This window comes from Cupriavidus sp. GW821-FHT02F09 (genome assembly GCF_059421605.1).
In genome coordinates this window covers 171,965-188,898 of sequence record NZ_JBWKVH010000008.1, presented here as the reverse complement: position 1 = coordinate 188,898, position 16,934 = coordinate 171,965, and the positions used below count along the sequence as shown (strand labels likewise).

Sequence of the window (16,934 nt, the reverse complement as noted above, 5' to 3'; positions counted from 1 at the left end):
TCCGATCAGAACAGATCCGCGTCCAGCGCCATCAGCGTGGCCGAACCAGCGCGTGCCATGCGGATCTGCGATGCCGTCTCCGGCAGCAGCTTGGCAAAGTAGAAGCGTGCGGTCGCCAGCTTGGTGGTGTAGAACTTGTCGCCGCTGGCTTGTTTCTCCAGCGCGATCTTGGCCATGCGGGCCCAGAAGTACGAGAACACCAGGTGGCCCACCACGCGCAGGTAAGGCACGGCAGCAGCGCCGACTTCGTCGGGGTTGCCCATGGCCTTCATGCCGATTTCCATGGTGAGCTTCTGCACCTTGTCGCCCAGGTCGGCCAGCGGGTTGACGAACTCCTGCATGGCTTCGTTGGTGCCTTCTTCCTCGACGAACGCCTGCACGATCTTGCCGAAGGCCTTCATCTTGGCGCCCATGTCGCCCAGGATCTTGCGGCCCAGCAGGTCCAGCGCCTGGATGGTGTTGGTGCCTTCGTAGATCATGTTGATGCGCGCGTCGCGCACATACTGCTCCATGCCCCACTCGGCGATGTAGCCGTGGCCGCCGAACACCTGCATGCCTTCGTTGGTGGCGGTGAACGCGTTATCGGTCAGGAAGGCCTTGATCACAGGCGTGAGCAACGCAACCAGGTCGCCCGCTTCCTTGCGCACGGACTCGTCCGGGTGCGACAGTTCGCGGTCGATCTGCAGCGCGGTCCAGTAGCTGAACGCGCGGCCGCCTTCGGCAAAGGCCTTCTGCGTCAGCAGCATGCGGCGCACATCCGGGTGCACGATGATCGGGTCGGCCGGCTTGTCCGGTGCCTTGGGACCGGTCAGCGCGCGCATCTGCAGGCGGTCCTTGGCATACGCCAGCGAGTTCTGGTAGGCCACTTCGGTCAGCCCGAGGCCCTGCATGCCCACGCCCAGGCGGGCGGCGTTCATCATCACGAACATGGCGTTCAGGCCCTTGTTGGGCTCGCCCACCAGCCAGCCGCGCGCGCCGTCCAGGTTCATCACGCAGGTGGCGTTGCCGTGGATGCCCATCTTGTGCTCGATCGAGCCGCACTTGATGCCGTTGCGCTCGCCCGGGTTGCCGCTGGCATCGGGGACGAACTTCGGCACCACGAACAGCGAGATGCCCTTGGTGCCCTGCGGTGCATCCGGCAGCCGTGCCAGCACCAGGTGGATGATGTTGGCGGAGAGATCGTGCTCGCCGGCCGAAATAAAGATCTTGGTGCCGGTAATGGTGTAGGAGCCATCGGCCTGCGGCTCGGCCTTGCTGCGCAGGATGCCCAGGTCGGTGCCGCAGTGCGGCTCGGTCAGGCACATGGTGCCGGTCCATTCGCCGGAGACCAGCTTGGGCAGGTAGACCTTCTGCAGCTCGGGCGTGCCGTGCGCGTGCAGCGCTTCGTATGCGCCGTGCGACAGGCCGGGGTACATGGTCCACGCCTGGTTGGCCGAGTTCAGCATCTCGTACAAGGCATTGTTGACCAGGATAGGCAGGCCCTGGCCGCCGTATTCGGGGTCGCAGCCCAGTGCCGGCCAGCCGGCTTCCACGTATTGCTTGTACGCTTCCTTGAAGCCCTTGGGCGCCGTCACCACGCCATCGCCGACGTAGGTACAGCCTTCGCGGTCGCCGCTCTGGTTGAGCGGGAACACGACCTCGGAGCAGAACTTGCCGGCTTCCTCAAGCACCTGGTTGATGGTGTCCGCGTCAACGTCGGCGTGCTTCGGCAACGCCTTGAGTTCGGCTTCCACGCCGAGCAATTCATGGAGCACGAACTGCATGTCGCGCAACGGTGCGGTGTACTGGCCCATCAAAGACTCCTTCGAGGTTTGCAAAGCCGCTACGCCGCCCGTGCACGATCCGGCACGGGACGCCGCGGCGGCGTCAGGTACGGTAGGACTGAATCAGTTTATTGAGCGCGACCATGGCAAGCTCGGCACTCGCGGGCAAGCGCAGGAAGCGGGCGTCATGATGCAAGCCTAGTTCAAGGCTGTACATTTCGAACAGCATCAGGCGCGGATCGCAATCCGCGCGCAGGTGCCCCTCTTCCCGTGCCTGGTCGATGGCGCGCGTCAGCGCGGCGCGCCAGATGGTGACGCTCTTGACGAGTTCGTCACGCACCGGGCTTTCCGCGCGGTCGTCGTACTCCACCGCCCCGCTGATGTAGATGCATCCCGTGGTCACTTCCTGGATGCGCTTTTCCATCCAGCGGCGCACCATGGACTGCAGGCGCGGCAGCCCACGCGGCTCGTGCAGCGAAGGATAAAAAACCTCCTGCTCGAACCGGCGGTGATACTCGCGCACCACTTCCACCTGCAAGTCCTCGCGCGAACCGAAATGCGCGAACACGCCGCTTTTGCTCATCTGCATGCGTTCCGCCAACAAGCCGATGGTCAAGCCTTCGAGCCCGTCGCGGGACGACAGCTCCAGCGCGGCATCCAGAATCGCGACGCGCGTCATTTCCCCCTTGCGCATGGGCGCGGGGGACGCGGAAGTGGCGGATTCGAGACGAGCTGACTGGTGTCGCATGATTTTTTCTCCGTTCTTCGCGGCGCGAAACGGATCGCGCCGCCTATGACCCTGACGTAATGCATATTTATTTCGCTGCCCGGCTGGCTGCTTCACCGCCTGGCAGACCCGAATGCACGCAGTCTAAGGCAAAAAAGAACGACCGTTCAGATTATTGTGATCGCGCCCGCTGGCAGCAAGCTTTTAATTAGATCGGGGTTTCTAAACGCGGCGGCCGCGCTCGTGCGCCGCAACATGCCGCGACGCGGCGAGATAACGATCATTGTTGCCGCGAGTGATGCACAGCAGCATCGCCCCACCGGGTATTGTCCCGCGATCAGTAGCGCCCTGTCACGCCAGCGATGATCACGCCGACACGCAGCACCATATAGGCGGCCCAGTTCGCCATCCGGCGCACCGCCGAACGGCGCGCATGCGTGGCGGCCTTGACCTCGATGCTGCGCGAGGCAATGGCGTGCTCCAGCTCCTGGCGCAGCTCGGCACAGAACGCGCCGTCATAGACCGCGACATTGGCCTCGCGGGCCAGCAGCAGGCTGAACGGGTCCATGTTGCTGGAGCCCACCGTGGCCCAGGCATCGTCGACCACAGCCACCTTGGCGTGCAGGAAACTATCGGCGTATTCGAAGATTTCCACGCCGGCGCCGAGCAAGGTCGCGTAAAGCGAATGGGTTGCATAGTGCTGCAAACGGTACTCCACCCTGCCCTGGAGCAACAGCCGCACGCGCACGCCGCGCTTGCGGCATGCCAGCAGGGCGCGGCGCATCTTGTGCCCAGGCAGGAAGTAGGCGTTGGCAATGATCACTTCCCGCCGCGCGCCGCCCAACGCCTGCAGGTACTGGCGTTCGATGGCGCGGCGGTTGCGCAGGTTGTCGCGCAGCAGCAGCACGGCGCGCATGCCGCCGGCCTGGTCCTGGCGCGGCAGCGGCAGGTCGGTGATCAGCGGAAAATCCGCCGCCACCCCCGCCAGGCCAACGCTGCGCATTTCGCCACGCAGCGATAGCTGCCACCACAGGCGTTCGGCGGTCAGCGCGATCTGGTTGACCAGCGGGCCCCGCACCTCCACCGCGAAGTCGTAGCGGGGGCCGAGCCCGGCGCTCTCGAAGGGCCCATGGTTGTAGTCGTCGATGATGTTGATGCCGCCAACAAAGCCGATCTGCTGGTCGATCACGGCCAGCTTGCGGTGCAGCCGGCGCAGGTTGCGCCGTGCCAGGCTGAAGCGGCGCAGCGGACGGAAGATCTTGAGGCAAGCCCCGCCCTCGCGCAGCCGCTCGGCAAGCCCGGCCGGCATGTCGCCAGCGCCGAAACCGTCCACCACCAGGTGCACGGCCACGCCCCGTGCGGCGGCACGGATCAGCGCATCGCTCACCGCTGCGCCGACCGCATCATCGGCGTAAATGTAGGTCTCGAGCGAAACCGAGAATACAGCCTGGTCGATCGCGGCAACCAAGGCCGGGAAGAACTCATTGCCGCCGCGCAGCAAACGGACCGCGTTGCCGCCCAGAGGCCTGCCGCGGCGCCATTCGGAGCGCAGTGGGCCGGCATGCCGCGGCGCGCGTGCGGGGGCATCGTCGCGGCTTGCGGTAAGCGCGGGAGGCGGCGCGCGGGGCGGGCGTGGGGGCGGAATCGATGACATGAGCCACATTATCAGGCACGCCGATGTCCTGTGCGTGCGCCAGGCGACGCGCGCGGCGCACACAGCGTGTGGGGCCATGCGCGCCGCGGCGGCCGTTCTCTGCTATCGTCGCCGCTTCATCCCCTCGCAACCCCCGACATCGTGAAGGTTTTCGGCATCTCCGGTGCGTCCGGCAGCGGCAAGACCACGTTGCTGGATCAAGTGATCCCGCGCTTCGCCGCCGCCGGCCTGCGCGTGGCCGGCGTCAAGCACACCCACCATGGCTTTGACCCGGATACCCCGGGCAAGGACTCCTGGCGTATGCGCCAGGCCGGCTGCGCCAACGTCGTGCTGGTGGGTGCGCGGCACCTCACGCTGATGCGCCACTATCCCGAAGCCGAGGCCTCGCCTGAGCTGGCCGATGCGCTGGCCGTGCTGCCCGCCGACACGGACCTGGTGCTGGTGGAAGGTTACAAGCGCAGCGATTTCCCCAAGCTGGAAGTGTTCCGCCCTGACCTGGGCAGGCCGCCGCTATGGCCGGAAGTGCCGAGCATCATGGCCGTCGCCAGCGACCAGCCGCAGGCTGTGGCCGCGCTCACCGCCTTGCCCGTGCTGGACCTGGCGGACCTTGACGCGATCTGCCAGATCATCCGCGACAGCGCGCTCGAACTCACGCCCGCGCTAGCCGCCGCCTTGGCGCAGCCTCACCAGACCCGATAGACATGCCCGCTGCGCGGCCCTTCCACGCTGCGCTGGAAGGCCAGCGCGACGCGCGCCGCCGGCACCGGCTCAAAGCCGGGGAAGTAATCGCCATACGCGGGCCATGACTCCTGCACTACCGTGGGGCTGACCACATTGATGCGCAGGCCGCGCTCCAGCTCGGGCGCCGCGCTACGCACGAACCCCTCCAGCGCCGCATTGACGCTGCCGGCATTGGCGCCCATGCGGATCGGCTCGCTGCCGACAATGCCGCTGGTGAGCGTGATCGAGCCGCCATCGTTCAGGAAATGCTGGCCAACCAGCGCCAGCCGCACCTGCCCGAGCAACTTGTCCTGCAGCCCGATTTCGAAGTCCTCGGCCCGCATCAGCGCGAGCGGCCCGAAAAACAGGCTTCCGGTCGTGGCGACGATGGCGTCCACCCGGCCGGTCGCATCGAACAAGGCCTGCACGGATTCCGGCCGGGTCAGGTCGACCCGATGTTCGCCGCGCGACTTGCCGACCCGCACCACGTCGTGGCGAGCCGACAGGTTCTCTACTACCGCCTGGCCGAGCGTTCCGCTGGCTCCGATCACAACAATCTTCATCGCATTCCCCATGGTTCTGGTTGTCTAGGAAGACGGCATTCCTTCCACCGCCATCAGGAATGCATTGTGAAAGTGGATTCGGGATGGATAAATGGGCTAGGATTTTGCATATCCCTAATTTTTAATTAGCAATCCATGGACAAGCTGCGCAGCATGGAAGTGTTTGCCGCCGCTGCCGAAGCCGGCAGCTTCAGCGCCTGCGCCGATGCACTGGGCCTGTCGGCGGTGATGGTAGGCAAGCATGTCGTCCAGCTGGAACGGCATCTGGGCGTGCGTCTGCTGCAACGCAGCACGCGCCGCCAGAGCCTGACCGAAGCCGGCCACCTGTTCCTGGAGGAATGCCGGCAGATCCTGGAGCGCGTGCGCAAAGCGGAGACCGTGGCAGAACGTCTGCACAGCCAGCCACGCGGCCGCCTGCGCGTGACCGCGCCGGTGACGTTGGGGGAGACGGCGGTCGCCGAAGCGGTATCGGCCTACCTGCTGCGCTACCCGGAAGTCACGGTGGAACTGGTGCTCGACGACGCTTTCACCGACCTGATTGCCGATGGTTTCGACGCCGCCGTGCGCATCGGCACGCTGGCCAGCTCCGACCATCTGGTGGCGCGGTCGTTGCGGCCGTATCGCATGGCGATCTGCGCGGCGCCGGCCTACCTCGCGCAAGCGGGCCATCCGCGCACGCTCGCGGAGCTGGCCGGGCACCGCTGCCTGAACCATCTGTTGTGGCCGCCAGGCATGGGGTGGCCGGCCCCCGAGGATGACGGGGCGCCCAAGGCATCGGCGCCGCTGGCGGCCAACAACGGCCAGGCGCTGCGGCGCGCGGCACTGGCTGGCTGTGGCGTGGTGATGCAGCCGGAAGTGCTGCTGGCGGCGGACATCGCCGCCGGGCTGCTGGTCCCGTTGCTGGAAGACGCCATGCCAGCGCCAAGGCCGGTCCACCTGCTCTATCCGCGCGACCCGCGGCCGCTGCCCAAGCAGGCCTGCTTTGTTGACGTCATGCTGGAGAAAATGGGGGCCTGAGGATGGGCCTCAGGAAGTCGTGCCTGCCTTGGCCTTGTGGACAACCGGCCGCTCCGGCACGGCAATGCGGGCAAGCTCCGCCATCAATGGCACATGGTCCGAGCGCTGGGCCCAGTCACGGCCGGTCAGCGCGCTGGCGTGCTCGATCTCGAAGCCCCGCACATAGATGCGGTCGAGTTGCCACCAGGGCATGTGGCTGGGAAAGGTGTGCAGCCGCGCGCCACCGGCGGAGGACACCTCCGTCGCGCCAAGCGTGGTGCAGATCAGGTTGTCGAGCCGGTGGTTCCAGTCGTTGAAATCCCCCGCGATCAACAGCGGCGCCTCGGCTGGCACCACGTCCTGCACGCGCTTGACCAGCGCCTCCGCCTGGCGCGCGCGGCTGCGCGCGAACAAGCCGAAATGCACGCAGATCAGGTGGGCCTCGACCCCGTTCATATCCGCTACCGCGTGCAGCAGGCCGCGCTGCTCGAAGCGATGGTCAGAGATGTCGAGGTTTTCCGACATCAGGATCGGATGGCGCGACAGGATGGCATTGCCATGGTGCCCATGGTCGTACACCGCATTGCGGCCGTAGACCGAATGCGGATACGCGTCGGTCGCCAAATAGTTGAGCTGGGTGTAATCCGGGTCGAACAAGGCCGCCGCCACCAGGCGGTCATTGCGATCCTGCACCTCCTGCAGGAAGACGATGTCGGCATTCACCACGTGCAGGCCATCGCGCACGTTATGGATACGCGACTTGCCCTTGATGCCGGTCACGCCCTTGTGAATGTTGTAGGTGACGACGCGCAGCCTCATAGGTCCGCTCCGCAAGCCGCACGCTGCCCCCGCACCCGCCAGCCCAACTGCAGCACCGCCTCGGCGTTGCTGGTCGAGAAGCAGAGCGCGGCGGCCTCCCGCCACGGCAGCCACTGATACTGCAAGTGCTCGCGCGGCGCCAGCGTCACCGGCAGCGGCTGCGCGACACGCAGGCCAAACCAGTGCTCGGTGTTGCGCGTCACGCCCGGCGCGTAGCGGTGGCGCCACTGCGGGTAGATTTCGTACTCGATAGTGTGGTTCCAGTCGTCCAGCCGGTGCTCGGCGGCGACCAGGCCGGTTTCCTCGGCCACCTCGCGCGCGGCTGTCAGCGCCAGCGGCTCGTCGGGCGTGTCCAGGCTGCCGGTGACCGACTGCCAGTAGCCCGGCCGGTCGGCGCGCTCGATCAACAGCACTTGCAGGTCTGGCGTGTGGATCACAACCAGGACGGATTCAGGGATTTTGTAGGGCATGGGGATAGGACAAACGGCGTCCCCAAGCTTACCGCAGATGCGCCCGGGCACCATGGGAAACATGGCGGAAATGACGGATGCGGCGGCCTTGCCGCCCAGGCCCCTTCATGCTGCGTGGACGCTGGACTGAGCCGGCGTTTCTCGCAACCAGGTCTCGAATACGCCAGGCGAGTCGCCGTGGCCCCACGCAGCGCGTAGTTGCTGCATCAACGGCGTCAGCGCGCGTGTGTACTCGCGCGAAGCCACCTGCGCATGGGCGGCCAGGCGGTCCGCGCATTGCTGGACCTGCGCCTGCAGCTGCGCGCGCTCGTGCGCGATCTCTTTTTCGCGCACGCCCAGCGTGTTGTACTTCTGGATCAGGAAGCGCTGGTAGTCACCGGCTTCGACACCTTGGGCGGCCTGTGCGTTGACCTGCTCGAAGCGCATCACGATGCTGCCAGTCTCCTGCTCGATATGCATGGCCTCCGCGGCCAGCGCCTGCAAGCCGTCCTGCAGCCGCAGCGCTTCGCGACGCTCGTCGCGCAGCTTCACGACGTACTCATCGAAGCTGCGCTGGGCCGTCAGGTAAGACTGCACCACCGGCTGCGGCGCCACCACCAGCAACGGATCCGCGCCGCCCGCGCGGCTGCCCTGCAGCAAAGCGTCATCGGGCAGCCTCAGGTTGCCAAGGTCCTCCAGCCAGCGCCCACGCGCCATGACGGTGCCCACCGTATCCAGCGCCACCCGGCGCAGGGCTTCGGCGCGCTGCATCTCCACCGGCTCCAGCATTGGCACGCCCCCACCGCCGGTCTTCGCAGCATGCGCGATATCCGGCACACAAGCCGCCACCGTGGTGGCCACGGACTCCGACATGGCCACCGCCGAGCGGCGCACCGCGCGCCGCAGCTCGAAACGCGCCAGCAGCATCATCACCAGCCCGGCCGCCAGCCAGGTGAGGATGGTCTCGGCATGGGCCAGTAAAAACTGGCGAATCAGTTCTACATCCAGGTGCACGGCAAATTCCTCCCGCGCGGCCGTCGTGCCTTCGAATTGGGCTTGCGGCTTGGCGCTATAAAGGGAGAAGACTGGACGGGAGGGGGCTTCGTTCCGCGATGTAACAATTGGAAACCAGGGATTGGGTGCCGGCTGTGGCACTTGGCATGAATCGCGGCCGCCAATGCAAAAAGGCCGCGCTGTCGCGCGGCCTTTTCAAGCAGTCCGAACCCCGGCTCAGGCCGTCTTCGGCTCCGCAGCACGCAGGCGGATATGCAGCTCGCGCAGTTGCTTCTCATCGACCGAGCTCGGCGCTTGCGTGAGCAAGTCTTGCGCGCGCTGGGTCTTGGGGAAGGCGATCACGTCGCGGATCGAATCGGCGCCGGCCATCATGGTGACGATGCGATCCAGGCCGAAGGCCAGGCCGCCGTGCGGGGGCGCGCCATATTGCAGCGCGTCCAGCAGGTAGCCGAACTTGGCACGGGCTTCTTCCTCGCCGATCTTCAGGGCGCGGAACACCTTGCTTTGCACGTCCTCGCGGAAGATCCGCACCGAGCCACCGCCCATTTCCCAGCCGTTCAGGACCATGTCGTAGGCCTTGGCGATGCACTTGCCCGGATCGGTTTCCAGGTATTGCAGGTGCTCGTCCTTGGGGCTGGTGAACGGGTGGTGCATGGCGACCCAGCGGGCATCTTCCTCGTCGTACTCGAACATCGGGAAGTCGATCACCCACAGCGGCTTCCACACGTCCTCGAACAGGCCGTGGGTCTTGCCGAACTCGGAGTGGCCAATCTTCAGGCGCAGGCCGCCGATGGCGTCGTTGACGACCTTGGCCTTGTCCGCGCCGAAGAAGATGATGTCGCCGTCCTTGGCGCCGGTGCGCTTCAGGATCTCGGCGATGGCTGCGTCGTGCAGGTTCTTGACGATCGGCGATTGCAGGCCGTCGCGGCCCTTGGCCACTTCGTTGACCTTGATCCAGGCCAGGCCCTTGGCGCCATAGATGGCGACGAACTGGGTGTAGGCATCGATCTCGCTGCGCGAGATGGCGGCGCCGCCCGGCACGCACAGGCCGACCACGCGGCCGTTCTCGCTGTTGGCGGGGCCGGAGAACACCTTGAAGTCGACGTCCTTCATGGCGTCGGTCAGTTCGGTGAACTCGAGCTTGACGCGCAGGTCAGGCTTGTCCGAACCGAAGCGGGCCATGGCCTCGCGGAATTCCATCACGGGGAAGCTGGCGTCCAGGTCGACGTCGATGGCGTTCTTGAACACCGTGCGCATCATGTCCTCGAACAGGTCGCGGATTTCCTGCTCGTTCAGGAACGAGGTCTCGCAGTCGATCTGCGTGAACTCGGGCTGGCGGTCGGCACGCAGGTCCTCGTCGCGGAAGCACTTGGTGATCTGGTAGTAGCGGTCGAAGCCCGACACCATCAGCATCTGCTTGAAGATCTGCGGCGATTGCGGCAGCGCGAAGAAGTGGCCCGGGTTGGTCCGCGACGGCACCAGGTAGTCCCGCGCGCCTTCGGGCGTGCTCTTGCCCAGCATCGGGGTCTCGATGTCGATGAAGCCTTGCGCGTCCAGGTACTTGCGCACTTCCATGGCCACCTTGTAGCGCAGGCGCAGGTTGTACTGCATCTGCGGGCGGCGCAGGTCCAGCACGCGGTGCGTCAGGCGGGTGGTCTCGGACAGGTTGTCGTCATCGAGCTGGAACGGGGGTGTGACCGACGGGTTGAGCACGGTCAGCTCATGGCACAGCACCTCGATCTTGCCGGAGGTCAGGTTGGCGTTCTCGGTGCCCGCCGGACGCGGGCGCACCTTGCCGGTGATGCGCACGCAGAACTCGTTGCGGATCTCTTCGGCAGCCTTGAACATCTCGGGACGATCGGGGTCGCACACCACCTGCACCAGGCCTTCGCGGTCGCGCAGGTCGATGAAGATCACGCCACCGTGATCGCGGCGACGCTGCACCCAGCCGGTGAGAGCCACTTCTTGGCCCGACAGTTGTTCGGTCACGAGACCGCAATAGTGAGTACGCATGGAGGACATAAGGGAATTCCCGGAATAACGCGGCCGCCGATGCGGCCGGCGATCAATTTGAATGCGATGAGCCGGTGGACTCGGCGAGGGCTTCTGCCTCCGCCTCGCCGGCGCGCACGGAGCCGCTCTTGCGCGGCAGCTCGGTCGGCGCCACCACGCCCATCGAGACGATGTACTTCAGCGCGGCGTCGACGGTCATGTCGAGTTCGATGGTATCGGCCTTGGGCATCATCAGGAAGAAGCCCGAGGTCGGATTCGGCGTGGTCGGCACGTAGACGCTGACATACTCGCCCTGCAGATGATTCTGCACATCGCCGCCGGGACGGCCGGTGAGGAATGCGATGGTCCACGAACCCTCACGCGGGTACTGCACCAGCAGCGCCTTGCGAAAGGCATTGCCGGACGAGGAGAGCAGCGTATCCGAGACCTGCTTGACGCTGGTGTAGATCGGCCCGACCACCGGGATATGGCGCAGCAGCGCTTCCCACCAGCGCACCAGGCGCTGGCCGATGAAGTTGTGGGTCAGCAGGCCGACCAGCAGGATGAACACCACCGTCAGGATGGCGCCCAGGCCCGGGATGCGCACCTTGAACAGCTGGACCGGCTGCCAGGCTTCAGGCAGCAGCGCCAGGCTCTGGTCCATGGTGCTGATGACCAGGTTCAACACCCACAGCGTGATGCCCAGCGGCACCAGCACCAATAGCCCGGTGAGGAACCAGGTCTTGAGGGCGGAAGTCTTCTTCGCCGGCACGATGCGTTCTGCCTTCAATGGCTGGCGACGGCACTGCCGGAACCGCCGGCAGTACTGGTCGGCGCCGTGCTGACGGTGCTGGAGGATTCCGTGGCTGCGCCGGACGAGGCCGGTGCCGCTGCTTCGCTCTTGCCCTCGGTGGCGCTGCCGGCGGCCGCCGTGGCGGGCGCAGCGGACGTGGCACTGTTGCCACCGCGGAAATCGGTGACGTACCAGCCCGACCCCTTGAGCTGGAAGCCCGCGGCGGTCAGTTGTTTCTTGAACGTGCCCTTCGCGCCGCAGGATGTGCAGTCGGTGAGCGGGGCATCGCTCATTTTCTGCAGCACATCGCGCCCGTGGCCGCAGGCGTCGCAACGATAGGCATAGATCGGCATAGTGGATCTCCGCAAGGAGTCTGGAACGGAAATTGGTGGAACCGCGAGGCCGCGCTGAGCGGGAAGTTGCCACTCCCGTGCGCGCACCTTGCGGTGCAAAGCCTTGAATTATAAACCGTTCTGAGAACGCCGGGCCGGCGGAAAAAGAGGCCGGGGTGCCTTCGAAGCCACGCGTGACCCGCCGGATGCCCGCAACGCTCAGGCCAGATGGACTTCCTTGACACGCGGATGGTCGTTGATCCACTGCGGCAGCAGCGAGCCGAACACCATGCCGCCGATGGAGACCAGCAGGCCGACCATCTGCGGCGGCACCGCCGCGTCGGCGAAGGCGATTTCGCAGCACAGCCAGGAAACCAACCCGAGGATGATCGCGGCAAGGCCGCCCTGGCGCGTGGCCGGCTTCCAGAACATGCCAAAGGCCAGCGGGACGAATGACGAGACCAAAGTGACCTTATATGCATTTTCCACCATATGGAAAATGGACAGATGCGAGTTCAGCGCGAACAGCGTCACCAGCACGGCGAACACCAGCACCACAGCCTGCATCACGCGCAGGAAGCGGCGGTCGTCGAGATGGCGGAAATAGGGCCGCAGGATATTCTCGGCAAAGGTGACCGACGGTGCCAGCAGCGTCGCCGAGGCACAGCTCTTGATGGCGGACAGCAGCGCGCCGAAGAACATCACCTGGGCGAACATGGGCGCGTGCGTCAGGATCAGCTTGGGCAGGATCAGCTGCGAATCGGTGTTGATGTACTTCTGCACCATCTCCGGGTCGATCATGGTGGCCGAATAGGCCAGGAACATCGGGATGAAGGCAAAGCAGAAGTAAAGCACGCCGCCCAGCACCGAAGCGCGCCCGGCAATCTTCTCGGTGCGCGACGAGGTCACGCGCTGGAACACATCCTGCTGCGGGATCGATCCCAGCATCATGGTGAACAGCGCGGCCGCGAAGCCGATGATCTGGATCAGGTCCAGCGAGGGCAGGAATTCGAACTTGCCGGCCGCCGCCGCATGCGACACCACCGCGGCCACGCCGCCGGCCTGGCCGCTGACTTCATAGCCGATATACAGCATCCCGATCACGATGATGATCATCTGGATGAAGTCGGTCACCGCCACGGCCCACATGCCGCCGAACAGGGTGTACACCAGCACGCTGGCGGCTCCGATCATCATGCCGGTTTCCTGCGACAGCGCGCCGTCCGAGACGGTGAAGAACACCAGCCCGAGCGCCTTGATCTGCGCGGCAACCCAGCCCAGGTAGGACATCACGATACACAGCGTGGTCAGCACCTCGGCCAGCCGCCCGTAGCGATTGTGATAGTAATCGCCGATGGTGAGCAGGTTCATCCGGTACAGCGGGCGCGCGAAGAACAGGCCGACCAGGATCAGGCAAAGCGAGGAACCGAAAGGATCGGACACCACCCCGGACAAGCCTTCCTTGAGGAAAACCGCGGGGATGCCCAGCACCGTCTCCGAGCCGAACCATGTCGCGAACACGGTGGCGGTGACGATGTAGAACGGCAGGCTGCGGCCGGCGACCGCGAAGTCGGTGGCGTTGCGCACGCGCAGCGCGGCCCACAGGCCAATGCCGACGGAGATTACCCAATAGATGATGACGAACCAGATCAGCATGCTGCTGCCCTATCCCAAAGTGCCCTTGCGGCGAGAAACCGGTTGCCGGTGAGGCGGGATTTGCGGCCAGCCTTGCCCGGAGTCCAATTCATCGGTCGGGGCCGCATGGGTGGCTGAGCTAGCCTGCGGTCGTAGCCGAATCAAAACGCGGATTATAGCGACGCCTGCCGCGCGGCGAGAAAAAAACCCGCCACCACGCGGAAATTGCCCGGGACGGTGCAGCCCCGGCGCCACAGGTGACGTGGACTGCGCCGTGGATGCCCGCCACGGCCGCGGCGCCCCGCCGTGGTGCGCAAGGCTTGCGGCTTACGCGTGGGCTTACGCGCGGTTACACAGCTTACAAACCCTGCGTCAGCGCGCCGTGCCCGGCGCGCATTAAGGAAGCCAAGGCAGCAACATCGGGCGCCGCGCCCACGAGCCACGCTGCCGCACACGGCCCAATGAGGAAAAGGAGAACACCATGTCGAACCGCCAAACCAAGATGCTCAAGACCCTGATGATTGCCGCAGGCCTGCTCGGCGCCGGCCTGGCTAGCGCCCAGACTGCGGCGGTCTCGCAGGATGTGCAGCGCAACGTCAACCAGGAACAGCGCATCGAGAACGGCCTGAAATCCGGCAGCCTGAGCACGCGCGAAGCGGCCAGCCTGGAAAAGCAGACCGCCCGCGTGGACCACATGGAAGCGCACGCCCTGGCCAACGGCTCGGTCTCGCCGCGCGAGCAGGCGTCCATCCAGCGTGCCGAGAACAACGTGAGCCGCGACATCGCGCATGACACGCACAACGGCATCACCGGCAACCCCGCCAGCGCCTCATCGCAGCGCATGCAGGCCGACGTGCAGCGCAATATCAACCAAGAGCAGCGCATCAAGAACGGCGTGGCCAATGGCTCGCTCACCAACCGCGAGGCCGGCAGCCTCGAACGCGGCCAGGCTCACGTGGATCGGCGCGAAGCGCGCGCCGGCGCCAACGGCCATGTTGGTGCGGGCGCGCAGCGTGGAATCCAGCGTGCCGAAAACCGCGACAGCCGGGCGATCTACCACGACAAGCACAACGCCCGCGTGCGCGGCTGACGCAAAGGCTGGCGCCTGCGGCTGAACGCTGAATCCTGAAACCTAAGCCCTGCGGCGCCAGACCTGCCACTGCTCGCGGCCGGCAAATATCGGCAGCGAGCCAGTGGCGGCCCGCGCCTCCACCAGCTCGAAGGCCGGCTCAAGCAGCGCGCGCAGTTCTGCCTCGGGGATGGCAAAAGGCGGCCCGCCGCGCGTCTCGTCCAGGAAGAAGTAGCCGGCCAGCAGCCCGCCCGGCGGCAGCAGTTGCGCCACACGAGCGGCGTAGCCGGCCCGCATGGCTGGCGGCAAGGCGCACAGGAAAGCCCGCTCGTAGATCCACTGGCAGGCAGGCTCGGGCGCGAAGGCAAAGAAATCCGCTTCGTGCACGACAGCCCCGGCCGGCCCCAGCGCGCGGCGCGCGCTGGCTACGGCCTCGGGTGAGAAATCGATGGCGGTCACCGGCCAGCCGCGCGCATGGAGCCACCCCGCTTCCCAGCCGTTGCCACAGCCAGGGATTAGCGTTGGGCACGGTGCCATCGCGCTGGCGAAGGCCTCGAAATCGGCCGGCACGCCGCCCAGGTCCCAGGGCATGAAGCCCTTCTCGAAGCGCTCATCCCAGAAAGCCGGGTCCCCCGCGTTGCGCGTGGCAAAGACTGGCGGGGCTGCGGCCTTGATCGGCGCGTTATCGGATTTGGTCAAGCTGGCCTCCACTGCATTGCATTTCATCAACTTTGCACTCGCCACCCAGGCGATTCGGGGCACGATCCCGTGCGCTACCAGTAGCCAACCCAGGCCAGCAGCTCGGTCAGCACCACCCCGGCGATGAATCCGCCAACCAGCAACAAGGCCGTGCCGACCAGGCGGTTGGTGCGGCGCTGCTCGGCGACCAGGGCGGCCAGCAGCTTCTCCTGCTGGCCATTGTCGACCAGGGCGCGGCGCTCGAGGAACTGGTGCGCCAGGCGCGGGAAGTCGGGCAGCATCTTGGCCCATTGCGGGGCCTCCACCTGGATGCGCTCCCAGGCACCCTTCCAGCCGACCTGCTCGTGCATCCATTTCTCGAGGAAGGGCTTGGCGGTCTTCCACAGGTCCAGGTCCGGATCGAGCTGGCGCCCCAGCCCTTCGATATTGAGCAAGGTCTTCTGCAACAGGACCAGTTGCGGCTGGATCTCGACATTGAAGCGGCGCGAGGTCTGGAACAGGCGCATCAGCACCATGCCCAGCGAGATCTCCTTGAGCGGCTTGTCGAAATAGGGCTCGCAGCACGCCCGTACCGCGCTCTCCAGTTCCTCCACCCGCGTATGGGCCGGCACCCAGCCCGACTCCACGTGCAGCAGCGCCACGCGATGGTAGTCGCGGCGGAAGAAGGCGATGAAGTTCTGCGCCAGGTAGTTCTTGTCGAACTCGGACAGCGCGCCGACGATGCCGAAGTCCAACGCGATGTAGCGCCCAAAACTCTGCGGCGCCACCGACACCAGGATGTTGCCCGGGTGCATGTCGGCATGGAAGAACCCGTCGCGGAACACCTGCGTGAAGAAGATCTCCACGCCCTCCTCCGCCAGCAGGTGCATGTCGACGCCAGCCGCCCTGAGCGACTCGGTGCGCGAGATGGGGATCCCATGCATGCGCTCCATCACGAAGACCTCGCTGCTGCACCAGTCCCAGAACACCTCTGGCACCAGCAGCAGCTTGGTGTCGGCAAAGTTGCGGCGCAGCTGGCTGGCGTTGGCGGCCTCGATCATCAGGTCGAGTTCGTCGTGCAGGTATTTGTCGAACTCGGCGACGACCTCGCGCGGCTTCAGGCGCTTGCCGTCAGCCCAGAAACGCTCAAGCCAGGCGGCGAGGTCCCGCATCAGCGCCAGGTCGCTGTCGATGACCGGCAGCATGCCCGGGCGCAGGACCTTCACGGCGACTTCGCGGCCGTGGTTGGGACCGCCCTTCAGGATGGCGAAGTGAACCTGGGCGATGGACGCGCTGGCCACCGGCTTGTGGTCGAAGCTCTCGAACAGCGTCGCCAGCTTCCGGCCCAGCGAGCGCTCGATGATCTTGACCGCCACGACTGAATCGAACGGCGGCACCTGGTCCTGCAGCTTGGCGAGCTCGTCGGCGATGTCCTCGGGCATCAGGTCGCGCCGGGTGGAGAGCACCTGGCCAAACTTGACGAAGATCGGCCCCAGGCGCGTCAGCGCCAGGCGCAGGCGTTCGCCCCGGGGCATGTCGAGCTTGCGGCCAATGGTAATGACACGCACCAGGAATCGGATGCGGCGGCTCTTGAAACCAGACAGCACGAGCTCGTCGAGGCCGTAGTAGAGGATGACGAAAACGATCTTGCAAAGGCGCAGGAAGCGGGTCATGCAGGTTCTTCAGTGTTGGGGCCGTGCTGCTTGGCCGGTCTGGCAATGGATAAAGCC

At 65.9% G+C, this 16,934-nt stretch carries 16 protein-coding genes; 3 read left to right on the top strand and 13 right to left on the bottom strand.

From position 1 onward, the window contains the following. Positions 1-5: 5 nt before the first annotated feature. The 3 genes from AC07XB_RS12410 to clsB form a co-directional block, all read right to left on the bottom strand. Entirely contained in the window at positions 6-1,793 is a 1,788-nt protein-coding gene (locus AC07XB_RS12410; RefSeq protein WP_492376810.1) for an acyl-CoA dehydrogenase C-terminal domain-containing protein, read from the bottom strand. 73 nt (positions 1,794-1,866) lie between these two features. Continuing rightward, positions 1,867-2,457 carry a TetR/AcrR family transcriptional regulator gene (locus AC07XB_RS12405; RefSeq protein WP_043343612.1) on the bottom strand — a complete coding sequence of 197 codons (591 nt, stop codon included), beginning with the start codon at positions 2,455-2,457 and terminating at the stop codon, positions 1,867-1,869. A gap of 370 nt (positions 2,458-2,827) precedes the next feature. Further along, the gene (gene clsB, locus AC07XB_RS12400; protein WP_492387281.1) at positions 2,828-4,144 is read right to left on the bottom strand and encodes a cardiolipin synthase ClsB; all 1,317 of its coding nucleotides are present in this window, start codon (positions 4,142-4,144) and stop codon (positions 2,828-2,830) included. Between the two features lie 141 nt (positions 4,145-4,285). On the opposite strand from clsB, the gene mobB reads away from it, so the two are divergent. Further along, complete coding sequence (gene mobB, locus AC07XB_RS12395) at positions 4,286-4,843, top strand: molybdopterin-guanine dinucleotide biosynthesis protein B (RefSeq protein ID WP_416047582.1); 558 nt, start codon at positions 4,286-4,288, stop codon at positions 4,841-4,843. On the opposite strand, the gene AC07XB_RS12390 is transcribed toward mobB, so the two are convergent. Then, positions 4,828-5,427: a short chain dehydrogenase gene (locus tag AC07XB_RS12390; RefSeq protein WP_492376557.1), complete on the bottom strand. Its 600-nt coding sequence runs from the start codon at positions 5,425-5,427 to the stop codon at positions 4,828-4,830. The genes mobB and AC07XB_RS12390 overlap by 16 nt on opposite strands. A gap of 135 nt (positions 5,428-5,562) precedes the next feature. Between AC07XB_RS12390 and AC07XB_RS12385 the strand changes: the two genes are divergently transcribed. Then, positions 5,563-6,444 carry a LysR family transcriptional regulator gene (locus AC07XB_RS12385; RefSeq protein WP_492813545.1) on the top strand — a complete coding sequence of 294 codons (882 nt, stop codon included), beginning with the start codon at positions 5,563-5,565 and terminating at the stop codon, positions 6,442-6,444. Positions 6,445-6,453: 9 nt separating this feature from the next. On the opposite strand, the gene AC07XB_RS12380 is transcribed toward AC07XB_RS12385, so the two are convergent. From AC07XB_RS12380 to AC07XB_RS12350, 7 genes are all read right to left on the bottom strand, one after another. Beyond that, a complete protein-coding gene (locus AC07XB_RS12380) occupies positions 6,454-7,242 on the bottom strand; it encodes an endonuclease/exonuclease/phosphatase family protein (RefSeq protein WP_492376555.1) in 789 nt (262 codons plus the stop codon). Beyond that, entirely contained in the window at positions 7,239-7,712 is a 474-nt protein-coding gene (nudB, locus tag AC07XB_RS12375; RefSeq protein ID WP_492376554.1) for a dihydroneopterin triphosphate diphosphatase, read from the bottom strand. Before nudB ends, AC07XB_RS12380 begins: the two co-directional genes overlap by 4 nt. Positions 7,713-7,817: 105 nt before the next feature. Further along, positions 7,818-8,705 carry a hypothetical protein gene (locus tag AC07XB_RS12370; protein ID WP_492376553.1) on the bottom strand — a complete coding sequence of 296 codons (888 nt, stop codon included), beginning with the start codon at positions 8,703-8,705 and terminating at the stop codon, positions 7,818-7,820. Between the two features lie 216 nt (positions 8,706-8,921). Further along, positions 8,922-10,727 carry an aspartate--tRNA ligase gene (gene aspS / locus AC07XB_RS12365; RefSeq protein WP_043343591.1) on the bottom strand — a complete coding sequence of 602 codons (1,806 nt, stop codon included), beginning with the start codon at positions 10,725-10,727 and terminating at the stop codon, positions 8,922-8,924. 43 nt (positions 10,728-10,770) lie between these two features. Further along, entirely contained in the window at positions 10,771-11,469 is a 699-nt protein-coding gene (locus tag AC07XB_RS12360) for a DUF502 domain-containing protein (protein ID WP_492376558.1), read from the bottom strand. Between the two features lie 14 nt (positions 11,470-11,483). Further along, complete coding sequence (locus tag AC07XB_RS12355; RefSeq protein WP_492376552.1) at positions 11,484-11,843, bottom strand: FmdB family zinc ribbon protein; 360 nt, start codon at positions 11,841-11,843, stop codon at positions 11,484-11,486. Between the two features lie 198 nt (positions 11,844-12,041). Beyond that, positions 12,042-13,478, bottom strand: a complete 1,437-nt coding sequence (locus tag AC07XB_RS12350; protein ID WP_253933021.1) for a high affinity choline transporter 1 — start codon at positions 13,476-13,478, stop codon at positions 12,042-12,044. Between the two features lie 460 nt (positions 13,479-13,938). Between AC07XB_RS12350 and AC07XB_RS12345 the strand changes: the two genes are divergently transcribed. Beyond that, positions 13,939-14,547 carry a hypothetical protein gene (locus tag AC07XB_RS12345; protein WP_492376551.1) on the top strand — a complete coding sequence of 203 codons (609 nt, stop codon included), beginning with the start codon at positions 13,939-13,941 and terminating at the stop codon, positions 14,545-14,547. Positions 14,548-14,589: 42 nt separating this feature from the next. On the opposite strand, the gene AC07XB_RS12340 is transcribed toward AC07XB_RS12345, so the two are convergent. Next, on the bottom strand, positions 14,590-15,252 hold the full coding sequence (locus AC07XB_RS12340) for a methyltransferase domain-containing protein (RefSeq protein WP_492376550.1): 663 nt from the start codon (positions 15,250-15,252) through the stop codon (positions 14,590-14,592). A gap of 47 nt (positions 15,253-15,299) precedes the next feature. Beyond that, positions 15,300-16,877 (bottom strand): ubiquinone biosynthesis regulatory protein kinase UbiB, encoded by a 1,578-nt coding sequence (ubiB, locus tag AC07XB_RS12335; protein WP_416047571.1) that lies wholly within the window; start codon positions 16,875-16,877, stop codon positions 15,300-15,302. Positions 16,878-16,934: the final 57 nt, after the last annotated feature.